Raw genomic sequence first — 17,692 nt, 5'->3', positions numbered from 1 at the left:
CCCATGAACACTGCGAATCCGCACGCGGCAACGCTTGAAGCAAGCGCCGCCGCGCAACGCTACACTCATACGCAGATCGTCCTGCACTGGCTCATTGCGCTTACGATCATCGCAATGCTCGGCATCGGTCTCTACATGGTCGGATTGCCCAAGGGCCTTCCTTTCAAGTCGAACCTTATCAACTTCCACAAGTCGCTCGGAATGACCGTTTTCCTGCTTGTGCTGATTCGCATCGTGGTACGTCTGGTCAAAGGTCGGCCGCCGCTTCCGCCGATGCAAGCGTGGCAACGCGCCGCCGCGGGCATGACGCAGGGTCTTTTATACGTCGCCATGATCGGGATGCCCTTGACCGGCTATCTCGGTTCGTCGTTCAACAAGTTCGGCACGCGCTTCTGGGGCATTGCATTGCCGATGTGGGGCTGGGACGATCCCGGCTTGCGAAAAATCTTCTTCACCATTCATGAAGTCTGCGCATGGGTGCTGATCGCACTGATCGCGCTGCATGTGGCGGGCGCGCTGAAACATCAGTTGATCGATCGCGACGGACTGATGTCGAGAATGCTGCCATGAGTTTTTTTATCGAGGAACGCGGTTAATGAAGATCAAGGTGCTGGGTTCATCGGCGGGTGGCGGATTTCCGCAGTGGAATTGCAACTGCCGCAATTGCGACGGAGTGCGTAACGGCAGCGTTGATGCGAAGCGGCGCACGCAGTCGTCGATCATTGTCAGCGCGACGGGCGAGGACTGGCTCCTCGTGAACGCATCGCCTGACTTGCTCGCGCAGATCGCGGCGAATCCGGAGTTGCAGCCCGCGCGCCGCAAACGCGACAGCGGGATTGCGGCGGTCATCGCCATCGACGCGCAAATCGATCACGTCACGGGCCTGCTGATGCTCCGTGAACGCGATACACCGTTGCCGCTTTACGTGACCGACGCCGTGCTGCAAGACTTGAGTACGGGCTTGCCGATAGTGCCGATACTCGCGCATTACTGCGGCGTTGAAAGGCATGCAATCCCGCTCGACGGATCGCCGTTCGACATTCCCGCATTGCCAGGCATACGCATCGAGGCGCTGCCGCTATCGAGCAAGGCGCCGCCCTACTCGCCGCATCGCGCAGCGCCGGAACGCGGCGACAACATCGGCCTCACGTTTACAAACGAAGCCACGGGCAAGCGGGCGTTCTATGCGCCCGGCCTTGGCGCGCTCGAGCCGCACGTGCTCGAGGCAATGAACGGTGCGGACCTTTTGCTGGTCGACGGCACGCTCTGGACGCCGGATGAAATGATCGAACTCGGCCTGTCGAAAAAGACCGCGGCCGACATGGGCCACCTCGCGCAAACAGGCCCGGGAGGAATGATCGACGTGCTCGATTCCATCGAACGCGCAGGTGTGCGAAAGGTGCTCATTCATATCAACAATACGAATCCCATCCTGATTGAAGACGGCCCTGAGCGGCGGCGGCTCGCGGAACACGGCATAGAAGTCGCCTTCGACGGCATGGCATTCGATCTCTGAATATGCGCTAACGGATTACAGGAGAAACATGTGAACGGACCGACTCAAGCAGTAACGAATCAGGCAGCAACCCGGAATTCAGGCGCGACCGCCTGGACCCGCGAAGAATTCGAAGCCCAGCTTCGCGCGAAGGGCGCGGCGTACCATATCCATCATCCGTTCAACGTGAAAATGAACGCAGGCGGTTGCTCGCGCGAGCAGATTCGCGGCTGGGTCGCGAACCGCTTTTACTATCAGATCAACATTCCGCTGAAGGACGCGGCGGTCATGTCGAACTGTCCTGATCGCGAAACACGGCGGCGCTGGGTACTGCGCATTCTCGATCACGACGGCTACGGCGACGACGAGGGCGGCATAGAAACATGGGCGCGGCTGGGCGATGCAGTCGGCCTCACGCGCGATGAACTCTGGTCGCTGGAACACGTCGCGCCGGGCGTGAAATTCGCCGTCGATGCCTACGTCAACTTTGCCCGGCGCGCGCCGTGGCAAGAGGCCGTGTGTTCTTCGCTTACGGAAATTTTCGCGCCGCAGATCCACAAGGACAGGCTCGCGACATGGCCGACGTTTTATCCGTGGATAGAAGCCGATGGCCTCACGTACTTCCGCTCGCGCATCTCGCTGGCGCAGCGCGACGTCGAACACGGCCTGCAAGTCACGCTCGATTACTTCAAGACGCGCGAGCAGCAGGAACGCGCGCTCGACATTTTGCAATTCAAACTCGACATCTTGTGGTCGATGCTCGACGCAATCGAAAAGGCCTTTCCGCAATGACAACGCCCACGTCCACGCAGAACCTCAAGCTCAAGGGCATCTTCCGGCTGCAATGGGAGCCCGCCCAGGACGCGCACGTGCTGCTTTATCCCGAAGGCATGGTGAAGCTCAATCAAAGCGCCGGCGAAATCCTGAAGCGTTGCGATGGCACGCGCGATATTGACGCGTTGATCGCCGACCTGCAGCAGGCCTTCAATGCGCAGGACATTGGCGGTGAAGTGCGTCTGTTCATAGCCGAAGCCGAACGGCGCGGATGGCTGGAGGAAGCGTCATGACCGCCCGCGATCAAGGCGTGATCGCTCCGCCACTGTGGCTGCTCGCAGAGCTTACCTACCGGTGCCCGCTGCATTGCGCGTTCTGCTACAACCCGGTCAACTATACGGACCACAGCAGCGAACTCACCACGGAGCAATGGATAGGCGTGCTGCGCGAAGCGCGCGCGCTGGGCGCGGCGCAACTGGGATTCTCGGGCGGCGAACCCTTGTTGCGCGATGACCTTGAAGTGCTGGTTCGCGAAGGACGGCAACTCGGTTTTTATACCAACCTGATTACGTCGGGCATCGGTTTGACGGACAAGCGGCTCGACGCGTTGAAGGACGCCGGACTCGATCACATCCAGTTGTCGTTCCAGGATTCAACGCAGGAACTCAACGACTTTCTCAGCAGCACCCGCACGTTCGACCTGAAAAACCGCGTCGCCAAGTCGATCAAGGCGCATGGCTTCCCAATGGTCCTGAACTGCGTGCTGCATCGATACAACCTGCCGCACGTAGACAAGATCATCGACATGGCGCTTGCAATGGGCGCGGAATATCTCGAACTCGCGAACACGCAGTATTACGGTTGGGCGCATGCGAACCGCGCGCAACTCATGCCGACCGCCGGGCAGTTGAGGGAGGCCGAGGCGGTGGTCGAGCGGTATAGAGAGAAGATCGGGCATCGCTGCAAGATCTACTTTGTGGTGCCCGACTACTTCGAGACACGGCCCAAGAAATGCATGAACGGCTGGGGTTCCGTGTTCCTTGGCGTGGCGCCCGATGGCGCGGCGCTCCCTTGCCACACCGCGCGCTCGCTTCCGGGCCTGAGCTTTCCCAACGTCAAGGACACGTCAGTGCGCGACATCTGGTACGAGAGCGACGCGTTCAACCGATTTCGCGGCTTCGACTGGATGAAGGAGCCATGCCGCAGTTGCGAAGAAAAAACCATCGATGCAGGCGGTTGCCGCTGCCAGGCGTATTTGCTGACGGGCGACCCGGCCAACGCCGACCCTGTCTGCGATAAATCGCCCCATCACGAGACCGTGATCAACGTGGTTAAAAGAGCAGCAGGCGCGGCGGTACAGCGCGAGCCTGAAGAGCATCCGATTGTGTTTCGCAACGACACCAATTCACGCCGGCTGGCGGCATTGAAAACGCGCGGGGAGCCGGACCATCACAATGTCGCCGATCTTGCGGGAGCGCGCAAATGACCATCGCGGATATCAGTGTTCTTCTCGTCGATGACCACGCTGTTGTGCGCGAGGGGTATCGGCGCCTGCTGGAACTCAGCCCGGACATCAGCGTGGCAGGCGAAGCCGCCGATGCTGCCCAGGCCTACCAGCGCTTCTGTACGTTGAAACCCGACGTTGTGGTCATGGACCTTGCGCTGCCGGGCGCAAGCGGCATTGAAGCGATGCGGCGCATGCTCGCGCGCGAACCCGACGCCCACGTGCTGATCTTCAGCGTGCATGAGGAAACAATCTTCGTCCGGCGCGCGCTCGACGCGGGCGCGCGCGGCTATGTGACCAAGGCAAGCGCCCCCGACGTACTGGTGGAAGGCGTGCGCGCCGTCGCGGGCCGCGCCCGTTATCTGAGCCCCGACATCTCGCAGGCGCTCGCGCTGCGCGCCACTTTCCAGGACGGGCCGCCGGGACGCCAGTTATCGGCGCGCGAGTTCGAAGTGCTGCGGCTGCTGGTACAAGGCTATACGCTGCCGAGCATCGCGGAACGGCTGGGCTTGAGCCAGAAGACCGTGGCCAATCATCAGTCAGTGATCCGGCAAAAATTCGGCGCGGACAATGGCGTGCAACTCGCGCAGATGGCGAATCGCCTCGGCCTTCATTTCTCCGATTTCGCCAGTTCCGCAAGCGCGCTTGGATCCGTGGGATCAGGCAACCCGGCCTGAACCGGCACGCGCGCGCAAAACAGGAACCCGCCGTCCGGCTGGCTCGCAACATGGAATTCGCCGCCCAGCGCCTCGACACGCTCACGCATGCCAATCAGGCCCAGGCCCGCGCGTGGTTTTGTCAGATCGACACCCGGACCGTCGTCGGTCATGGTCACGACAATTTCACCGCGACTCGCGCGCGTGTTGTTCGTATTGTCTGAAGTCCGAACCAGATAGATTTCCACGCGCGAGTTCTGCGCGAACTTCGACACGTTCGTCAGTCCCTCCTGCACCAGCCTGTACAGCGTGATGTTCACCACATCCGCGAGATTGGAAAAGTCGCCGTCCACGGTCAGCGTAAACGACGCCTGCGGCAAGCGCTCGCGCCAGCTTTCCACGCAATGTTCGAGCGCGCTCGGCAAGCCGAATTCATCGAGACCGATCGGGCGCAAGCGCCGGATCATCCCGCCAATCTGCCTGTACACGGTGCTCGCGCTTTGCATGACCGCAAGCGCGAGCCTATGAACCTCGGGTTCACTCCTCGCCTGATCGTGCGCCGATAAATCCCGGATACGTCCCGCGTCCAGCGCGATGGCGTTGAGATACTGGCCGAGTTCATCGTGCAGTTCGCGCGCGAGGTGACGACGCTCGTTTTCCTGCGCGCCGATGCTCTCGCTTGCAAGCCGCCGGTTTTCCGCAAGCAGGCTCGCGGCCTTCGCTTCAAGCGCGCGGCGATGCAGCAATTCACGCTGCGACTCGCGGTATCGCCGCCATGCAAACCACGCGAGCCCGGTTGCCAGGACAACAAGCGTGGGCGGAATTTCATCGAGTTGAAAACGCTCGAAGCGGCGCGTCAGGGAATACGTCAACTCGCCGGCTTCGAAGCGCATGCATACCAGCGCCGCCAGCACCGTGAGCGCGAGCACGCAGACAAGATCGCGCCACGCCGTGGAACGGGACGAGCGCGCGCTGGCAACAAAGGCCGGGGAATCAGCTTGGGGTTCGGGTCGCATGGCGCTCTCATTCTACTCAGCGCGCGCGTTCGCGTCGCGTCCGCAAAACAAGGGCAGGGAAAGCTTCCTCGTGTAATCGGGAGGTCTTCCCGACCGCACCGCACGCGTCTTGTGGGACGCTTTCAGTACTGCAATAAAGAAGCAAACCGATAACGATAAACGGCAGGAGACAACCATGACCAAGCTTCCCTTCAGGCGGCGCCACGCGCTGCGTGTGTACTTCGGCGGCGCGCTGGCCGGCTTGAGCGTCACAAGCTGGGCGCAGGAAGCGGCCGCGCCCGCTTCAGATGCCGCGGTGACGCAACTCGCGCCGATCATCGTGATCGGGACAACACCGCTGCTGGGTATCGGCACGCCGCTGGAACACGTGCCAGCCAACGTGCAGACTATTCGCGGACGCGATATCGACCAGCAGCATCGCGCCACGCTCACGGACTACTTCGCGAGCAACCTCACGAGCGTCGATATCAACGAGGCGCAAGGCAACCCATCCCAAGTCGATATCAACTACCGCGGCTTTACGGCCTCGCCGCTGCTTGGCACGCCGCAAGGGTTATCGGTTTTCCTCGACGGCGTGCGCGTGAACGAGCCCTTCGGCGATGTCGTCAACTGGGACCTGATACCGCAAGCGGCCATCAACACAATCCAGTTGATCCCCGGTTCCAATCCGACCTTCGGCCTGAACACGCTCGGCGGCGCGCTCGCCATCACGACAAAAAACGGCCGCAGCAACCCGGGCGGCGAAGCGGAAATCTCGGCGGGATCATGGGGACGAAAAACAGCGCAGATCCAGCAAGGCGGTGTGATTGGCAGCAACCTCGATTATTACTTCACCGCCAACACGACCAACGACGACGGCTGGGCCGACCACAACTCAAGCCGCCTTCGCCAGGCGTTCGGCAAGCTGCGCTACACCGACGCCAATACCACGCTTTCCCTTTCCATGGGCGGCGCGGACAACACCTTGCAAGGCTCGCAGACCATCCCGCGCTCGTTCCTCGACAACCGCAAGCAGGCCTATACATTTCCGGACCAGAACCACAATAGCGTCGGCTACCTGACCTTCTCCGGCGAGCATTACTTCTCGCCCAACCTGGAACTGAGCGGCAACGTGTACTACCGGCATTATCGGAACACGAATGTCAGCAGCAACGTGAACGACGACTTCGGCACGGTCGAAGACGACGGCGACATCAACACACTGCAGGCGACCAACGATCAATCCGTGATCGTCACCGACAGCTACGGTGCAAGCCTGCAGATGACCTTGCTCGGCAAGCTCGCTGGCTACGACAACCAGTTCGTCGCGGGCGTGGCGGCGGACTTCGCCAACTCGCATTTCACACAGTCGTCGCAGGACGCCTTTTTCACGGATTCGCGCGCAACGATTGGCATTGGCGGATTCGAGCCTCAGACCGACGCCGCCACGCGCAACGCAAACTATGGCGTCTACTTCGAGAACACATTGTCGATCACGCAGCAGTGGTCGCTGACGCTGGCGGGGCGTTACAACTGGTCGAAGTCCGTGGTCGGCGACGAAAGCGGCGTGCAGCCCCTGCTCGACGGCAACCATACGTTCTCGCGCTTCAATCCGGCGGTCGGCGTCAACTGGAATCCGACATCGACCTTCACTGCCTACGCCACATACAACGAAGGCATGCGCTCGCCGACGGCCATCGAACTCGCTTGCGCCGATCCCGCTTCGCCATGCTCGTTGCCCAACGACTTCATTGCGGACCCGACGCTGCAGCCAGTGATATCGAAGACATTTGAAATTGGCGCGCGCGGGCAGCTTGGACGCGCGACCACGTGGAGCGCCGCCATCTACCGGACCACGCTCGACAACGACATCCAGTTTGTCAGCAGCAACGGCGCGGCAAGCACGCTCGGTTTTTTCCAGAACGTGGGAAAGACCCAGCGCCAAGGCTTCGAACTTGCAGGGCGCACGCAGTACGGGCCGGTCGGCGTGAGCGCGAGCTACAGCTACGTGGACGCCACGTATCGCTCGACCTGGACCGAAAGCAGCGGCAGCAATTCCAGCGCGGACGACGACGGCAACATCACCGTGCACAAGGGCGACCGCATTCCAGGCATTCCGCAGAATACGGTGAAGCTGCGGCTCGATTACGCGGCTACGCCGAAGTGGAACGTGGGCAGCAACCTGACCTACAGGGGCAGCATTTTTGCGCGCGGCGACGAGGACAATCAGGACGCGAACGGAAAGATCGCGGGCTATTTCCTGATCGACCTGGACACGACCTACAACGTGACGAAGCAGCTTCAGGTGTTCGCGAGCGTAACGAACCTGCTCAACAAGCACTATGCAAGCTTCGCCATCCTTGGGCAGAATTTCTTCAATGGACCGAACCATACCTTCGATGGCGCCAACCCGGTCAACGAACAATTCCTGGGGATCGGTGCGCCGCGTGGCGCGTGGGTTGGATTGCGGTATGCGTGGAAATAAGCCTTGAGAGAGAGCGGGTTCTTTTGAAAAGAACCCGCTTGCGCCCGCGTTATTCAATCGATCCCGCGCTGCGCGGATACGTGACGATGCCCCAGGGCAACGACAATCCTTCGATCTGTTTGACGGTCTGATAGCTGGTGGCATCCAGCACGTACACCGCATTCGAACGACCGCATGCAAGCAGGACCTTCGACCCGTCCGGTGTGAAGCTGAAGTGCCAGCAGCGCTGGCCAACGGGGATATCGCTGATGTGGCCGTAAGTGCCGGAATCGAACACCTGAAGCGTCTTGCCGCGCGCCGCCGCCACCAGTAACCGCTTGCCCGATGGATCGAACGCGACGCCGTAAGGGCCCATTTTTGTATCGACGGTCTTGACCGGCTGGAGGCTATGCGCGTCGAGCACCACGAACTTGTTGGTGTTTTCAAGCGTCACCACATACTGCCGGCCGTCCGGCGAACGCTTGATGCCGCGCGGCCGCGAGCCATGATCGAGCTTGATGCTGCGCAGCGGCTTGCCCGTGCCCACGTGATAGACCGACACCGTGTCGTCACCCTCATTGGTGACCAGCAACTCCTTGCCGTCGGCGGAAAATTCGACGCCTTCCGTTTCATGGCCGCTCTTCACCGAACGTACGACCCGCAGCGTCTTCAAGTCGACAATCGCGATCTCGGCGGGCGGGCTGTTTGCGTCGTCATCGTCCTTGCTTGCGTCCTTATTTTCAACCTTGCCGCCGCCCGATGCACCCGCCGCCTGCGGCGGCCCGCCGTCCTCGCCGGGTTCGTACGTCACATATGCATACCCGCGATACACCCGCACGAACTCCGGATTCTGGCCAATCTTCGCGCGGCGCACGACCTTGCCGGTCGCGGTATCGATTTCGGAAAGATCGGCCGTCTTCTTGTTGGCGACCAGCAGGTGCTTGCCGTCGTCGGTGAGGCTCAGGCCGCGCGGGCCATCGTCGCCCACGGCGAAGGTTCTGGCGAGCGTCATCTGGTCCAGGTCAATAACCCCCACGCCCATGGTCTCGCTCGTCACATAAGCGACCGGCGCCGCAGCCAGCGCGAACCCCGCGCTCAACGTTGTCACCGATGCAAGCGCCAGATACGCCGCTGCTTTCTTCAATTGCATGATCGTCTCCGCTTGTTTTTATTGGTTCGCCGCCTGACCCGGCACTGCGCGCCCGCATTCGCAATGCCATTGGCGACATGGTCAACTTAGCCCATCGCGCGGCCGCTTGACAATGGATGGAGGCGGGAGAATTTCCCGAAAGCGGTTTATCGGACTGCTTCCGCGTCTTCAGCGAGACGATCGACCAGTCCCTTCATGCCGCGGCTCCACGACAAATCCGTATTGCCGCGTATATCGACAGAGCGCTGGAATAGCGCGTGGCCGGTTGCCACGTCTTCCACGCGCAGATTGATATTGATGATCAGGTTGCTGACTTTCTGCACCCAGCACACGCCGACGCGCTCCACGTTAAGCGTGCGTCCTATCTGCAGTTCGCAGCCATTGCATGCGTTCAAGTCCTGCCCGCGCGCAAACTGGGCGATCATGGCGCTTGCCGCGGCGTTATTGGCTACGCGAAAAAGCTGGCGCTCGCTCAACTGCGTGCGCAAGTCCTTGCTGACGAGTTCCAGGCGCGCTTGCTGCGTGCGGTTGGTATCGGCGTCGTTATAGGACGCGTTGTCGTCGATCAGCGTGCAATCCATCACCGCGATAGACCGCTGCGCCACCGCTGCCTGCGAGAACACAGCCACGGAAATGACACACAGTGCTACACGATAAAATCCTCTTCGCAACTGCGGCATGATTGCAGGCCTCCATGTGCCGGCGCGGCGGACGCCGTGATCCAGGCATGCAAATAACACGCCCGCCACGCGCTTCTTGACGGAGTACCGCAACCTCTCGATTTCCACATCGACCGGTAAAACTTCGGAACCCTTATCAAATTCGACAAGGCCATCATCACAAATGGCTGGCGCCCGAGGCTGCGCTCGAAGCGCGCGCACCGCTCATAAGCATCAAACCATATACCCCAGATGCTCGGCCAGAATCACCGAGCCGATCGCAACCAGGATCAGACCGCCCGCCACTTCCGCGCGCTGTCCGACCGCGCGGCCCAGAAAGCGTCCCACCATCACGCCAATGGTCACCATGATCAGTGTCGCTAGTCCAATGGTCGCGGCAGTCGAAAAAATATTTACATCGATAAAAGCCAGCCCCGCGCCCACCGCCATGGCGTCGATACTGGTCGCCAAGCCTGTCGCGGCCAGCAGCCAGAAACTGTGGCGCACGGGCTTCTCGGCCTCCGGCGTGGGCGAGCTGAATCCCGAGCGGATCATGCGAAGTCCGAGCACGAGCAGCAGGCCGAAGGCAATCCAGTGGTCCCACGAAGTGACATAAGGCGCGGCAGCCTTGCCAAGCGCCCAGCCAACGAGCGGCGTGATCGCTTCAATGACGCCGAAGATGAGGCCCGTGCGCAGCGCCTCGCGCATGCGCGGACGCTGCAGCGTTGCGCCCTTGCCCACGGCGGCGGCGAAGGCGTCCGTCGACATGGCGAAGGCGAGCAGGAGAGTGGAAGCGATATTCATGAGGGAAGATAATCATTCTGGCCGGGACAGGAACATGCGATGCTGCGCCGAGCCCGACCGGTCCCGGCGTTGCATCGATGGTCTTGCCAACCAGAATTCGGACTGGTTGCTCATGCCATGGTTCGATTGAACCAAGCGTGTTGACATGAGCGCTTCCAATGACTGGAAGCCGGCTACTCCCCAAAGACCGGCAAAGGCTACCACGTTAGAAATGATTTTGTAATCTTGGATGAGCTTTTCGGGCACGTTTTCTCGCACCCAGCCGATGGGACTCGCCTTATTGATCGACTGGGCAATTCGTAAGCTTCAGGCCGATACAATGCGGGCAGCACACCAGATTGGCGCCTTGACCCAACACTGCCGCGCGATGCCAAATCAGATTTCCATGCCGCCGCCCGATGCCTCCCGGTCGCCCATGTCACAACGCAGCGGAAAAATCCTTGCGCGACCGTCAAGGCGTTCGCCATGAGAAACCGCCTGTCGCCTGGTTCAAGCGTGCGAAAGCGCCGTGGCCGATACAGATGGACAGCGCTTGGCATGGCAACCTCGCTGTCGCGCTATCCGCTCCTGGCGGGTCTTGCCGGCACCGCGGTCGCTGTACTGATGGCCAGCTTGTCCATTGCGACGCTGTATCAGGGCCGCGAAGAGGCGCTCAGCCACGCGCGCGAGACATCGGAGAATCTGGTGTCAATCATTGGGGGCGATATTGCCCGGAATGTCGAAATCTATGATCTCTCACTGCGCGCGATAGTCGACGGCGCGCGCGACCCCTCCGTCATGGCGCTGGCGCCCGATCTGCGGCGCAGGATCCTTTTCGACCGCGCGACCACGGCGGCCTACATAGGCGGCGGCTACGTCATCGACGCGAACGGGCGGGTGATCGTGAAAGGCAACAACGCGGCGGCGCCACCGGAAACCTTCGCCGAGCGCGAATACTTCCGCGCGCACCAGCACAACCCATCGGTTGGATTGTTTTTCTCCCATCCTTACCTGACGTATGCGCACGGCATGGCGATCGGCATGAGCCGGCGCATCGACATGTCCGACGGCTCGTTTGGCGGCATTGCGCTGCTGACCGTGAACGTCGCGTATTTCCGCTCGCTCGTGAACAAGGTCGACGTCGGCCCGCAAGGATCGATCTTCATCGTCCAGAACGATGGCGCAATGGTCGTGCGCAAACCCTTCGTGGACGACGATATCAACCGCAACGTCGCCGGTTCCGCCACGTTCGGGCGCATGACGAGCGCGAGCTCGGGTTCGTATGTGGCCAAATCGCCGGTCGACGGCGTGGTGCGCATCTACACCTTCGCGCGCGTGACGGGTACGCCGTTCATTGTGGGCGTGGCGCCTGCGCAGGACGACGTGCTGGCCACGTGGCGCGCGCGCAGCACGGTCGTTGGCGTGCTGACGCTGCTGTTCGGACTGAGTTTCATCGCGTTGTCGTGGCTTTTGGCGCTTTCGCTTCGGGAACGGGCGCGGGCGCAGGAAGAACTCGTACGGCTCGCGGGCACCGACGCGCTGACCGGCCTGCCGAACCGGCGCGCCTTCGACGAACGCATGGACGAGGAATGGCGGCGCGCTCGGCGCAGCAACGCGGCGGTGTCGGTCTTGTTTATCGACGTGGATTACTTCAAGGCCTACAACGACAACTACGGCCACGCACTCGGCGACGACGCGCTGGCGGCGGTCGCGGAATGCATCGCGCTGGCGGTGCGGCGTCCCGGCGACATTCCGGCGCGCTATGGCGGCGAGGAATTCGTCGTCCTCCTTCCCGATACCCGGATGGATGGCGCGCTTCATATTGCCGAGACCATCCGAGCCGGCATCAAGACCCGTTCGATCGCCCACCGGGGCAGCCTGATCGGGCGCCTGACGGTCAGTATTGGCTGCGCCAGCGCCGCGCCACCGGGCCTGGGCGGTGCATATGGGCTATTGAGCGCCGCCGACCAGCAACTCTACGAAGCCAAGGCTGCGGGCCGCGACTGCGTGCGTCCCATGGCGCTGCAGGACATCGAAGTCACGCAGTCCTGAGCCAGGCTAGCGATCCGGTTCATCAGCGTAATGGGCCATTTCAACCAAGCGCATGATTTGCAAGGATTTTTTCCATCGGTATAATGCGACCTTCTCTTCGATGGCCCCATTCATGAGCCGACTACTCTTCTTGCTGACGCTGACGTTCGGTCTGTCGCTAGGCGCGATGCAAGGCGCCGCGGCTCAGGAGCGCGCCACCGAAATGGCTGCTACGGCCCCCGCCGCCGTTGAAAATCTCTCCGCAAGCGAAGCCGAAGCCGACCTTCAGGCGAGGCATCAGGTGTCACGCCTGATCTCGCAGAAATTCGGTGTTGCACGCGCGAAGGCCGAGCAGATCTCGGCGGCGGTCATGTCGGCGGCATCGAAATACTCCCTTCCTCCGGCGCTGCTGCTCGCGATCATCTCGATCGAATCCCGTTTCAAGGAAAACGCCCGCGGCGCAAACGGCGCAACCGGACTGATGCAGGTCGTGCCGTCGGCGCACAAGAAACTGGTGCGCAATATCGACCTGACCGAAGCCGATGCCAACATAGAAGCCGGCTCCGCGATTCTTCACGGTTACGTGCAATCCGCACGTGGCGACGTGGGCGCGGCGCTGAAAAGCTACGGCGGATCGAAAGCGTACGCCGAGAAAGTCAGCCTTCAGGTCCAGAAATTCTCGACGCAATTCGAGCCCAGCGAATTTTTCTCGGCATCTCCGCCACGCTGACGCGCAAAGCTGCTTCAGTCACCCTTGAACCAGTTCACGCAATTCGTTGATGTTGAACGGCTTGGCGAGAATGGTCACGCCCGTATGCCGCGCACGCTCGAATTCATCGGCGTAACCGGTCATCAGCACGATCCGCTGCGCGGGCCACGTGCCGCGCACCTTTTCCGCCAGGTCGATACCGTTGAGCCGCCCAGGCATCTGTATATCCGATAACACCAGGTCGAAGCGCCCGCCTTCGTTGAGCACGTCGAAGGCTTTGTCGGCGGTGAGTTCGTGGCGGACGTCGCAGCCAAACGTGGCGAGCACTGCCGCGACGCCCGCGGCAACCTCCTCGTTGTCCTCGACCAGCAGGATGGAACCCGGGCTTTGCGCCTCGGCAGGCATACCGTGCGCCGGGCCTGCGTTGCCGGTTTCAGCGGCATCCGGCGGCATTGGCCGTGCGCTGTGCCAGCGCGGCAAATACAGCCGCACGGTCGTACCCCGCCCGGGCACGCTGTCGAGCCGCGCGGTCCCGCCGGCCTGTTCGCAAGCCGCCAGCACTTGCGCCAGCCCGAGACCCGTGCCCGCCCCGCTCAGCTTGGTCGTAAAAAGCGGTTCGAACGCGCGGCGCGCGGTGACTTCGTTCATGCCCTCGCCGCTGTCGGTGAACGCCAGGAGCGCATATTCGCCATCGGCAAGGACGTTATCGGCGGTGACACGCACGTTCTGGCAGCGAATCGCAAAACGGCCGCCATGCGGCATGGCATCGCGGGCATTGACGGCAATGTTGATGATCGCAAACTCGAGTTCCGTGGTGTCGGCCCGCACCCACCACATGTCGGGCGAGACCTGCACCTTGACCTGAATCTTCTCGCCCACCGCAGTTTCAATCAGTCCGGCAACAGCAGGCAGCCACGTCGTGAAATCGATGGGTTCCTGCTTGAGCGGCTGCTTGCGCGCGACGCTGAGCAAGCGCCGGGCAAGGGCTTCGGCGCCGGTGGTCGCGCGCTCCACCGCCAGCACTTCTCTTTCAAGCCCGTTGAAATTCTTGCGCCGCGCAAGCTCCATATTCGCCGATACCACCATCAGCAGGTTATTGAAGTCGTGCGCCACGTTTGCAACCAGGTTGCCGAGCGCGCCCATGCGCCGCAGTTGGCGGCTCGACGCCTCTGCCGAAAGCCGCATAGCGACTTCCGCCTGCCAGCGTTCCCAGGCGGATTGCTGCGCGCGCAACTGGCGCAGCGAAAACAGCACCAGCAGCCACACCGCAATGCACGGCACGGCCGTGATCGCCATGATCAACGCAAAATGCCTCCACCAATTCGCAAAGATAACGGCGGTCGGAAAACCGCTTGCCACGTAAAGCGGGTAATCGCTCACGCGGCGAAACGCCAGAATGCGTTCCACGCCATCCACGCTCGAATGCACCCGCACGCGGCCGAACAGTTCGTTGCTGCGCATGGCGGATGTGAACTCGGAGTTTCGAGCATGAGATATCCTCGCTGGGGCCGGCGGTTCGCGCACGAGAATGCCGCCGTCGCGCCGGTAAAGGCCCACGGTCACGCCCGGATCGCCGTTCGATAAATCGCTGTAGAAGCTTGCGAAGTAGTCGCGTTTGAGCGCGATCGAGACCAGGCCGAGAAAGTGCCCGTCACTCGCGCTGCGGCCGACGCTGGTCGTGAAGACATCGCTTTTGGCGACCTTGCCGATCAACGGCAGCGAAAAATACGGCTCCGGACGCATGGCTTGCCCGGCGAGGAAGTCCTCGCGCGTCGCGACCGAAACCGCTGGAACCGGGTAGAAGCGATTGCTTGCGAGCATGTCGCCCGTGGAGCCGAACACCGCGATGCCGGCGACATGGGCGAAAGATTCGCCGATCTCGCTCAGGCGTTCGTGAATAGGTTTTTGATTCGCGCGAATTCGGGCGTCGTCGCTGTTGCCGAGCAGATCGACCACGCGCATCGACATCTGGCGGTTCAGGTCGAGGACCTTGCTCGCGTGCTCGTCCGCTACGCGTGTGATGCGATCGGCAATATCGTTCGCGTCAGACATGCGGCGCTGGTAATCGTAATAACCGTAGCCAAGTAGAAATGCGACCGGAAACATAATCGATGCAGCTAGCACCATCAGCAAGATCCGCCGCGTTCCGGCGAAATTGCGCAAGGGCAGAGGCAAATCAAGGGCCGCGGAATCCGACGAATGCAAGGCGTAAGGTCTCCAATCGGGGTGGCAATGGTAAGCAGCGGACGGCACACGGGCCGCGGGCCGCGCTTCGGGCACAAAGGCCAGCTGGCTACGCGGATCGCGGTCCACGCAAGGTTGGCCGGACGGCTCGCCGTGCAGGGCAAGGCGCTCGTGTGCGGTGCATTATGTGCCGGAAATAAGAAGGACGTGCGTAGGCGAGCGCATCGGATTCGGTCTTCGCGGCTTTGGCCAAACGCTTCAACTTCCTCCTGATTGCCGCGAACAAAAAAATAGCCGGCAGCATCCATCGATGCAACCGGCTGCTTCAAGCCTCGTTTCGCAGGCCCACCCTCCGCATTACTGCGGTTTCGACATAGCGCCGCCGGTTCCATTAGGCGCCGCCGCGTTCGAGTTGTTGTTCGTGCTCGAACCGTTGCTCTTCATGTTCGGCGTTGAGCCCGTTCCCGTGCCCATGCCGCCGCCCGTCGCCGTCGAGCCGGGCGCGGCGCTCATGCCAGCGCCGTTGGAGCCGCTCATGCCGCCGCCTCCGCCCACGCCCGCGCCATTGCCGCCAGCGCCTCCCGCAGCGCCGCCGCCACCGGCTCCGCCTCCACCGCCCGCTCCCGCACCGCCGCCCGCCTGCGCATACACGCCGCCCGACAAACCAAGGACAATCGCCGATATCAGGATTTTCTTCGATACATGTTTCATTGCAGCCTCCTGGAAATTCGTTATTTGCGTTGCGTAGGACAAAGTCGCAACGCCCGCCTTTCCTTTACTGCAAACGGCGTGCCGCTCAAGCGGATTTCGAATGGCCGGTAAGCCTTGCCAGACGGGCCCTCGGGCGATACAGCCCGCACGGAACTTGTGACCTTGCGCATCATGGACAAACCATGATCAATGCACGTTGCCGCGCTCGAAAACAAAAAACCGGGCGTATAGCCCGGTTCTTGGTCCCTGCACCGATAACCCGTATTACCAGCTCTGTTGCTGGTAATACCCGCGTGGCGGCGGCGGAGCGCACGGCACATAAGCGCCGCGATAACTGTCGTAGCACGATCCCGGCGGCGGGCCCGGCTGGGCGTAAACCGGCTGATATGCGGGTTGCGCGTACACCGGCGGGGCGTAGACAGGCGCCGCATATACCGGCTGCGCACTGACCGCCGAGCCGACCAGCGCCCCAATCACCGCTCCGCCCAGCAAGGCTCCGACCACCGCGCCGCCATCCCCGCCGCGTCCGTGCGCGGACGCCTGACCTGCCATGGTGAGAGTACCGGCCATCAACAACACTGCTGCTACGCGTTTCATTTAAGTTCTCCAGATCCCGTGCTCGGGACTATGGAAACGATCTTATGCGGGCAGCGAAGAAATAACTGATGCAGTTGGTAACGGATCATTTCAGCGGATACATATGAGTCCGCGCGTTTTGATCGCGTCAGGCTCCCGTCGATCCACGCCGCAGCGCGCGCTCGACCGCGCCGGTCTCGCCCTGCGGCACGAAAATATAGCCTTGGCCCCAGACTGTCTGGACGTATCGTGGATCGGAGGGATCGGCTTCGAGCAACCGCCGCAGCCGCCAGATGGACACATCGAGGCTACGGTCCCGGTATGTGCCGGCCTGTCCGCGCAGCTTCTCGTTCAATTGCGCGCGCGTCAGCACGACCATCTCATTCTTGACGAAGATCTTGAGCGTCGCGAATTCACCCGAACGCAGCGGCACACGCTGGCCGTTATGACGCAATTCGCGCGCGGCGAAATCCACTTCATATGGACCGAACCGGTAGGGTGGCCGGTCTTCCGGCGCACCCGGCGACGCCGCGTCGCGCCGCCGCAAGACTGTACGAATGCGTGCGAGCAGTTCGCGCGGATCGAAGGGTTTGGCCAGGTAGTCGTCGGCGCCGAGTTCCAGGCCGATCACGCGATCGATCACGTCGGAGCGCGCGGTCAGGAAAATGACGGGAATGTCGTCGCCGGATGCGCGCAGTTCGCGCAGCGCGCTGATGCCGTCCTGCTCGGGCATCATGACGTCGAGCACGACAATGGAAGGCCGTTCGGCATCGAGCCGGCGCTTGAGGCCCAGACCATCGTGCATCACCGATACCGCCAGGCCGTGGCCTTGCAGATATTCGCGCACCAGATCGCGCACCACGGGGTCGTCGTCGACGAGAAGAACATGTTGGGTCATGCGTTTGATTCTAAAACGCGCAACCTGACTTCTGCGACAGGGATTCCTTTCCGCGCCTTTCATCGAATTGCATGCTGGCCGAACGGTCGCCTTGCCCGGATCG

17 protein-coding genes and 1 riboswitch are annotated in these 17,692 nt (G+C 61.9%); of the genes, 9 read left to right on the top strand and 8 right to left on the bottom strand.

Features of this window, described 5'->3' with window-relative positions; translation table 11 throughout:
• Positions 1 to 3: 3 nt before the first annotated feature.
• From AWB64_RS07190 to AWB64_RS07165, 6 genes are read left to right on the top strand one after another with little or no spacing between them, the layout of a single operon-like run.
• Positions 4 to 570, top strand: coding sequence for a cytochrome b (locus tag AWB64_RS07190; protein ID WP_060817987.1), 567 nt, complete (start codon positions 4 to 6; stop codon positions 568 to 570).
• Between the two features lie 25 nt (positions 571 to 595).
• Positions 596 to 1,516 (top strand): pyrroloquinoline quinone biosynthesis protein PqqB, encoded by a 921-nt coding sequence (pqqB, locus tag AWB64_RS07185; protein WP_060817984.1) that lies wholly within the window; start codon positions 596 to 598, stop codon positions 1,514 to 1,516.
• A gap of 30 nt (positions 1,517 to 1,546) precedes the next feature.
• The gene (gene pqqC / locus AWB64_RS07180) at positions 1,547 to 2,287 is read left to right on the top strand and encodes a pyrroloquinoline-quinone synthase PqqC (protein WP_060817982.1); all 741 of its coding nucleotides are present in this window, start codon (positions 1,547 to 1,549) and stop codon (positions 2,285 to 2,287) included.
• Positions 2,284 to 2,562 (top strand): pyrroloquinoline quinone biosynthesis peptide chaperone PqqD, encoded by a 279-nt coding sequence (gene pqqD / locus AWB64_RS07175; protein ID WP_060817980.1) that lies wholly within the window; start codon positions 2,284 to 2,286, stop codon positions 2,560 to 2,562. The genes pqqC and pqqD overlap by 4 nt, the downstream gene beginning before the upstream one ends.
• A complete protein-coding gene (gene pqqE / locus AWB64_RS07170; protein WP_244163972.1) occupies positions 2,559 to 3,755 on the top strand; it encodes a pyrroloquinoline quinone biosynthesis protein PqqE in 1,197 nt (398 codons plus the stop codon). Before pqqD ends, pqqE begins: the two co-directional genes overlap by 4 nt.
• Positions 3,752 to 4,450, top strand: a complete 699-nt coding sequence (locus tag AWB64_RS07165) for a response regulator (RefSeq protein ID WP_060817976.1) — start codon at positions 3,752 to 3,754, stop codon at positions 4,448 to 4,450. The genes pqqE and AWB64_RS07165 overlap by 4 nt, the downstream gene beginning before the upstream one ends.
• On the opposite strand, the gene AWB64_RS07160 is transcribed toward AWB64_RS07165, so the two are convergent.
• Complete coding sequence (locus AWB64_RS07160; RefSeq protein WP_060817975.1) at positions 4,384 to 5,445, bottom strand: ATP-binding protein; 1,062 nt, start codon at positions 5,443 to 5,445, stop codon at positions 4,384 to 4,386. The two genes, AWB64_RS07165 and AWB64_RS07160, sit on opposite strands and share 67 nt — an antisense overlap.
• Positions 5,446 to 5,620: 175 nt before the next feature.
• On the opposite strand from AWB64_RS07160, the gene AWB64_RS07155 reads away from it, so the two are divergent.
• The gene (locus AWB64_RS07155; protein WP_060817973.1) at positions 5,621 to 7,909 is read left to right on the top strand and encodes a TonB-dependent receptor; all 2,289 of its coding nucleotides are present in this window, start codon (positions 5,621 to 5,623) and stop codon (positions 7,907 to 7,909) included.
• Between the two features lie 49 nt (positions 7,910 to 7,958).
• On the opposite strand, the gene AWB64_RS07150 is transcribed toward AWB64_RS07155, so the two are convergent.
• From AWB64_RS07150 to mntP, 3 genes are all read right to left on the bottom strand, one after another.
• A complete protein-coding gene (locus AWB64_RS07150) occupies positions 7,959 to 9,038 on the bottom strand; it encodes a YVTN family beta-propeller repeat protein (protein WP_060817971.1) in 1,080 nt (359 codons plus the stop codon).
• A 146-nt stretch (positions 9,039 to 9,184) separates the two neighbouring features.
• Complete coding sequence (locus AWB64_RS07145; RefSeq protein ID WP_075643262.1) at positions 9,185 to 9,718, bottom strand: DUF3280 domain-containing protein; 534 nt, start codon at positions 9,716 to 9,718, stop codon at positions 9,185 to 9,187.
• A gap of 213 nt (positions 9,719 to 9,931) precedes the next feature.
• Positions 9,932 to 10,501: a manganese efflux pump MntP gene (gene mntP / locus AWB64_RS07140; RefSeq protein ID WP_060817970.1), complete on the bottom strand. Its 570-nt coding sequence runs from the start codon at positions 10,499 to 10,501 to the stop codon at positions 9,932 to 9,934.
• Positions 10,502 to 10,589: 88 nt separating this feature from the next.
• Positions 10,590 to 10,695: riboswitch (yybP-ykoY riboswitch) on the bottom strand.
• Positions 10,696 to 11,038: 343 nt separating this feature from the next.
• On the opposite strand from mntP, the gene AWB64_RS07135 reads away from it, so the two are divergent.
• Both AWB64_RS07135 and AWB64_RS07130 read left to right on the top strand, forming a co-directional pair.
• Positions 11,039 to 12,532: a sensor domain-containing diguanylate cyclase gene (locus tag AWB64_RS07135; protein ID WP_244163971.1), complete on the top strand. Its 1,494-nt coding sequence runs from the start codon at positions 11,039 to 11,041 to the stop codon at positions 12,530 to 12,532.
• 112 nt (positions 12,533 to 12,644) lie between these two features.
• On the top strand, positions 12,645 to 13,241 hold the full coding sequence (locus AWB64_RS07130) for a transglycosylase SLT domain-containing protein (protein ID WP_060817968.1): 597 nt from the start codon (positions 12,645 to 12,647) through the stop codon (positions 13,239 to 13,241).
• Positions 13,242 to 13,259: 18 nt separating this feature from the next.
• On the opposite strand, the gene AWB64_RS07125 is transcribed toward AWB64_RS07130, so the two are convergent.
• The 4 genes from AWB64_RS07125 to AWB64_RS07110 all read right to left on the bottom strand — a co-directional run bounded on the left by AWB64_RS07125 (position 13,260) and on the right by AWB64_RS07110 (position 17,589).
• Positions 13,260 to 15,425 (bottom strand): hybrid sensor histidine kinase/response regulator family protein, encoded by a 2,166-nt coding sequence (locus AWB64_RS07125; protein ID WP_060817967.1) that lies wholly within the window; start codon positions 15,423 to 15,425, stop codon positions 13,260 to 13,262.
• 336 nt (positions 15,426 to 15,761) lie between these two features.
• Entirely contained in the window at positions 15,762 to 16,115 is a 354-nt protein-coding gene (locus AWB64_RS32035; RefSeq protein WP_060817966.1) for a hypothetical protein, read from the bottom strand.
• 264 nt (positions 16,116 to 16,379) lie between these two features.
• Positions 16,380 to 16,712, bottom strand: coding sequence for a hypothetical protein (locus tag AWB64_RS07115; RefSeq protein WP_060817964.1), 333 nt, complete (start codon positions 16,710 to 16,712; stop codon positions 16,380 to 16,382).
• Between the two features lie 127 nt (positions 16,713 to 16,839).
• Entirely contained in the window at positions 16,840 to 17,589 is a 750-nt protein-coding gene (locus AWB64_RS07110) for a response regulator (RefSeq protein ID WP_060817961.1), read from the bottom strand.
• Between the last annotated feature and the right edge of the window lie 103 nt (positions 17,590 to 17,692).

It is taken from the genome of Caballeronia sordidicola (assembly GCF_001544455.2).
Taxonomy (GTDB): domain Bacteria; phylum Pseudomonadota; class Gammaproteobacteria; order Burkholderiales; family Burkholderiaceae; genus Caballeronia; species Caballeronia sordidicola.
Note: the sequence above shows the minus strand (reverse complement) of the source record. Positions and strands in the feature narration are given on the sequence as shown.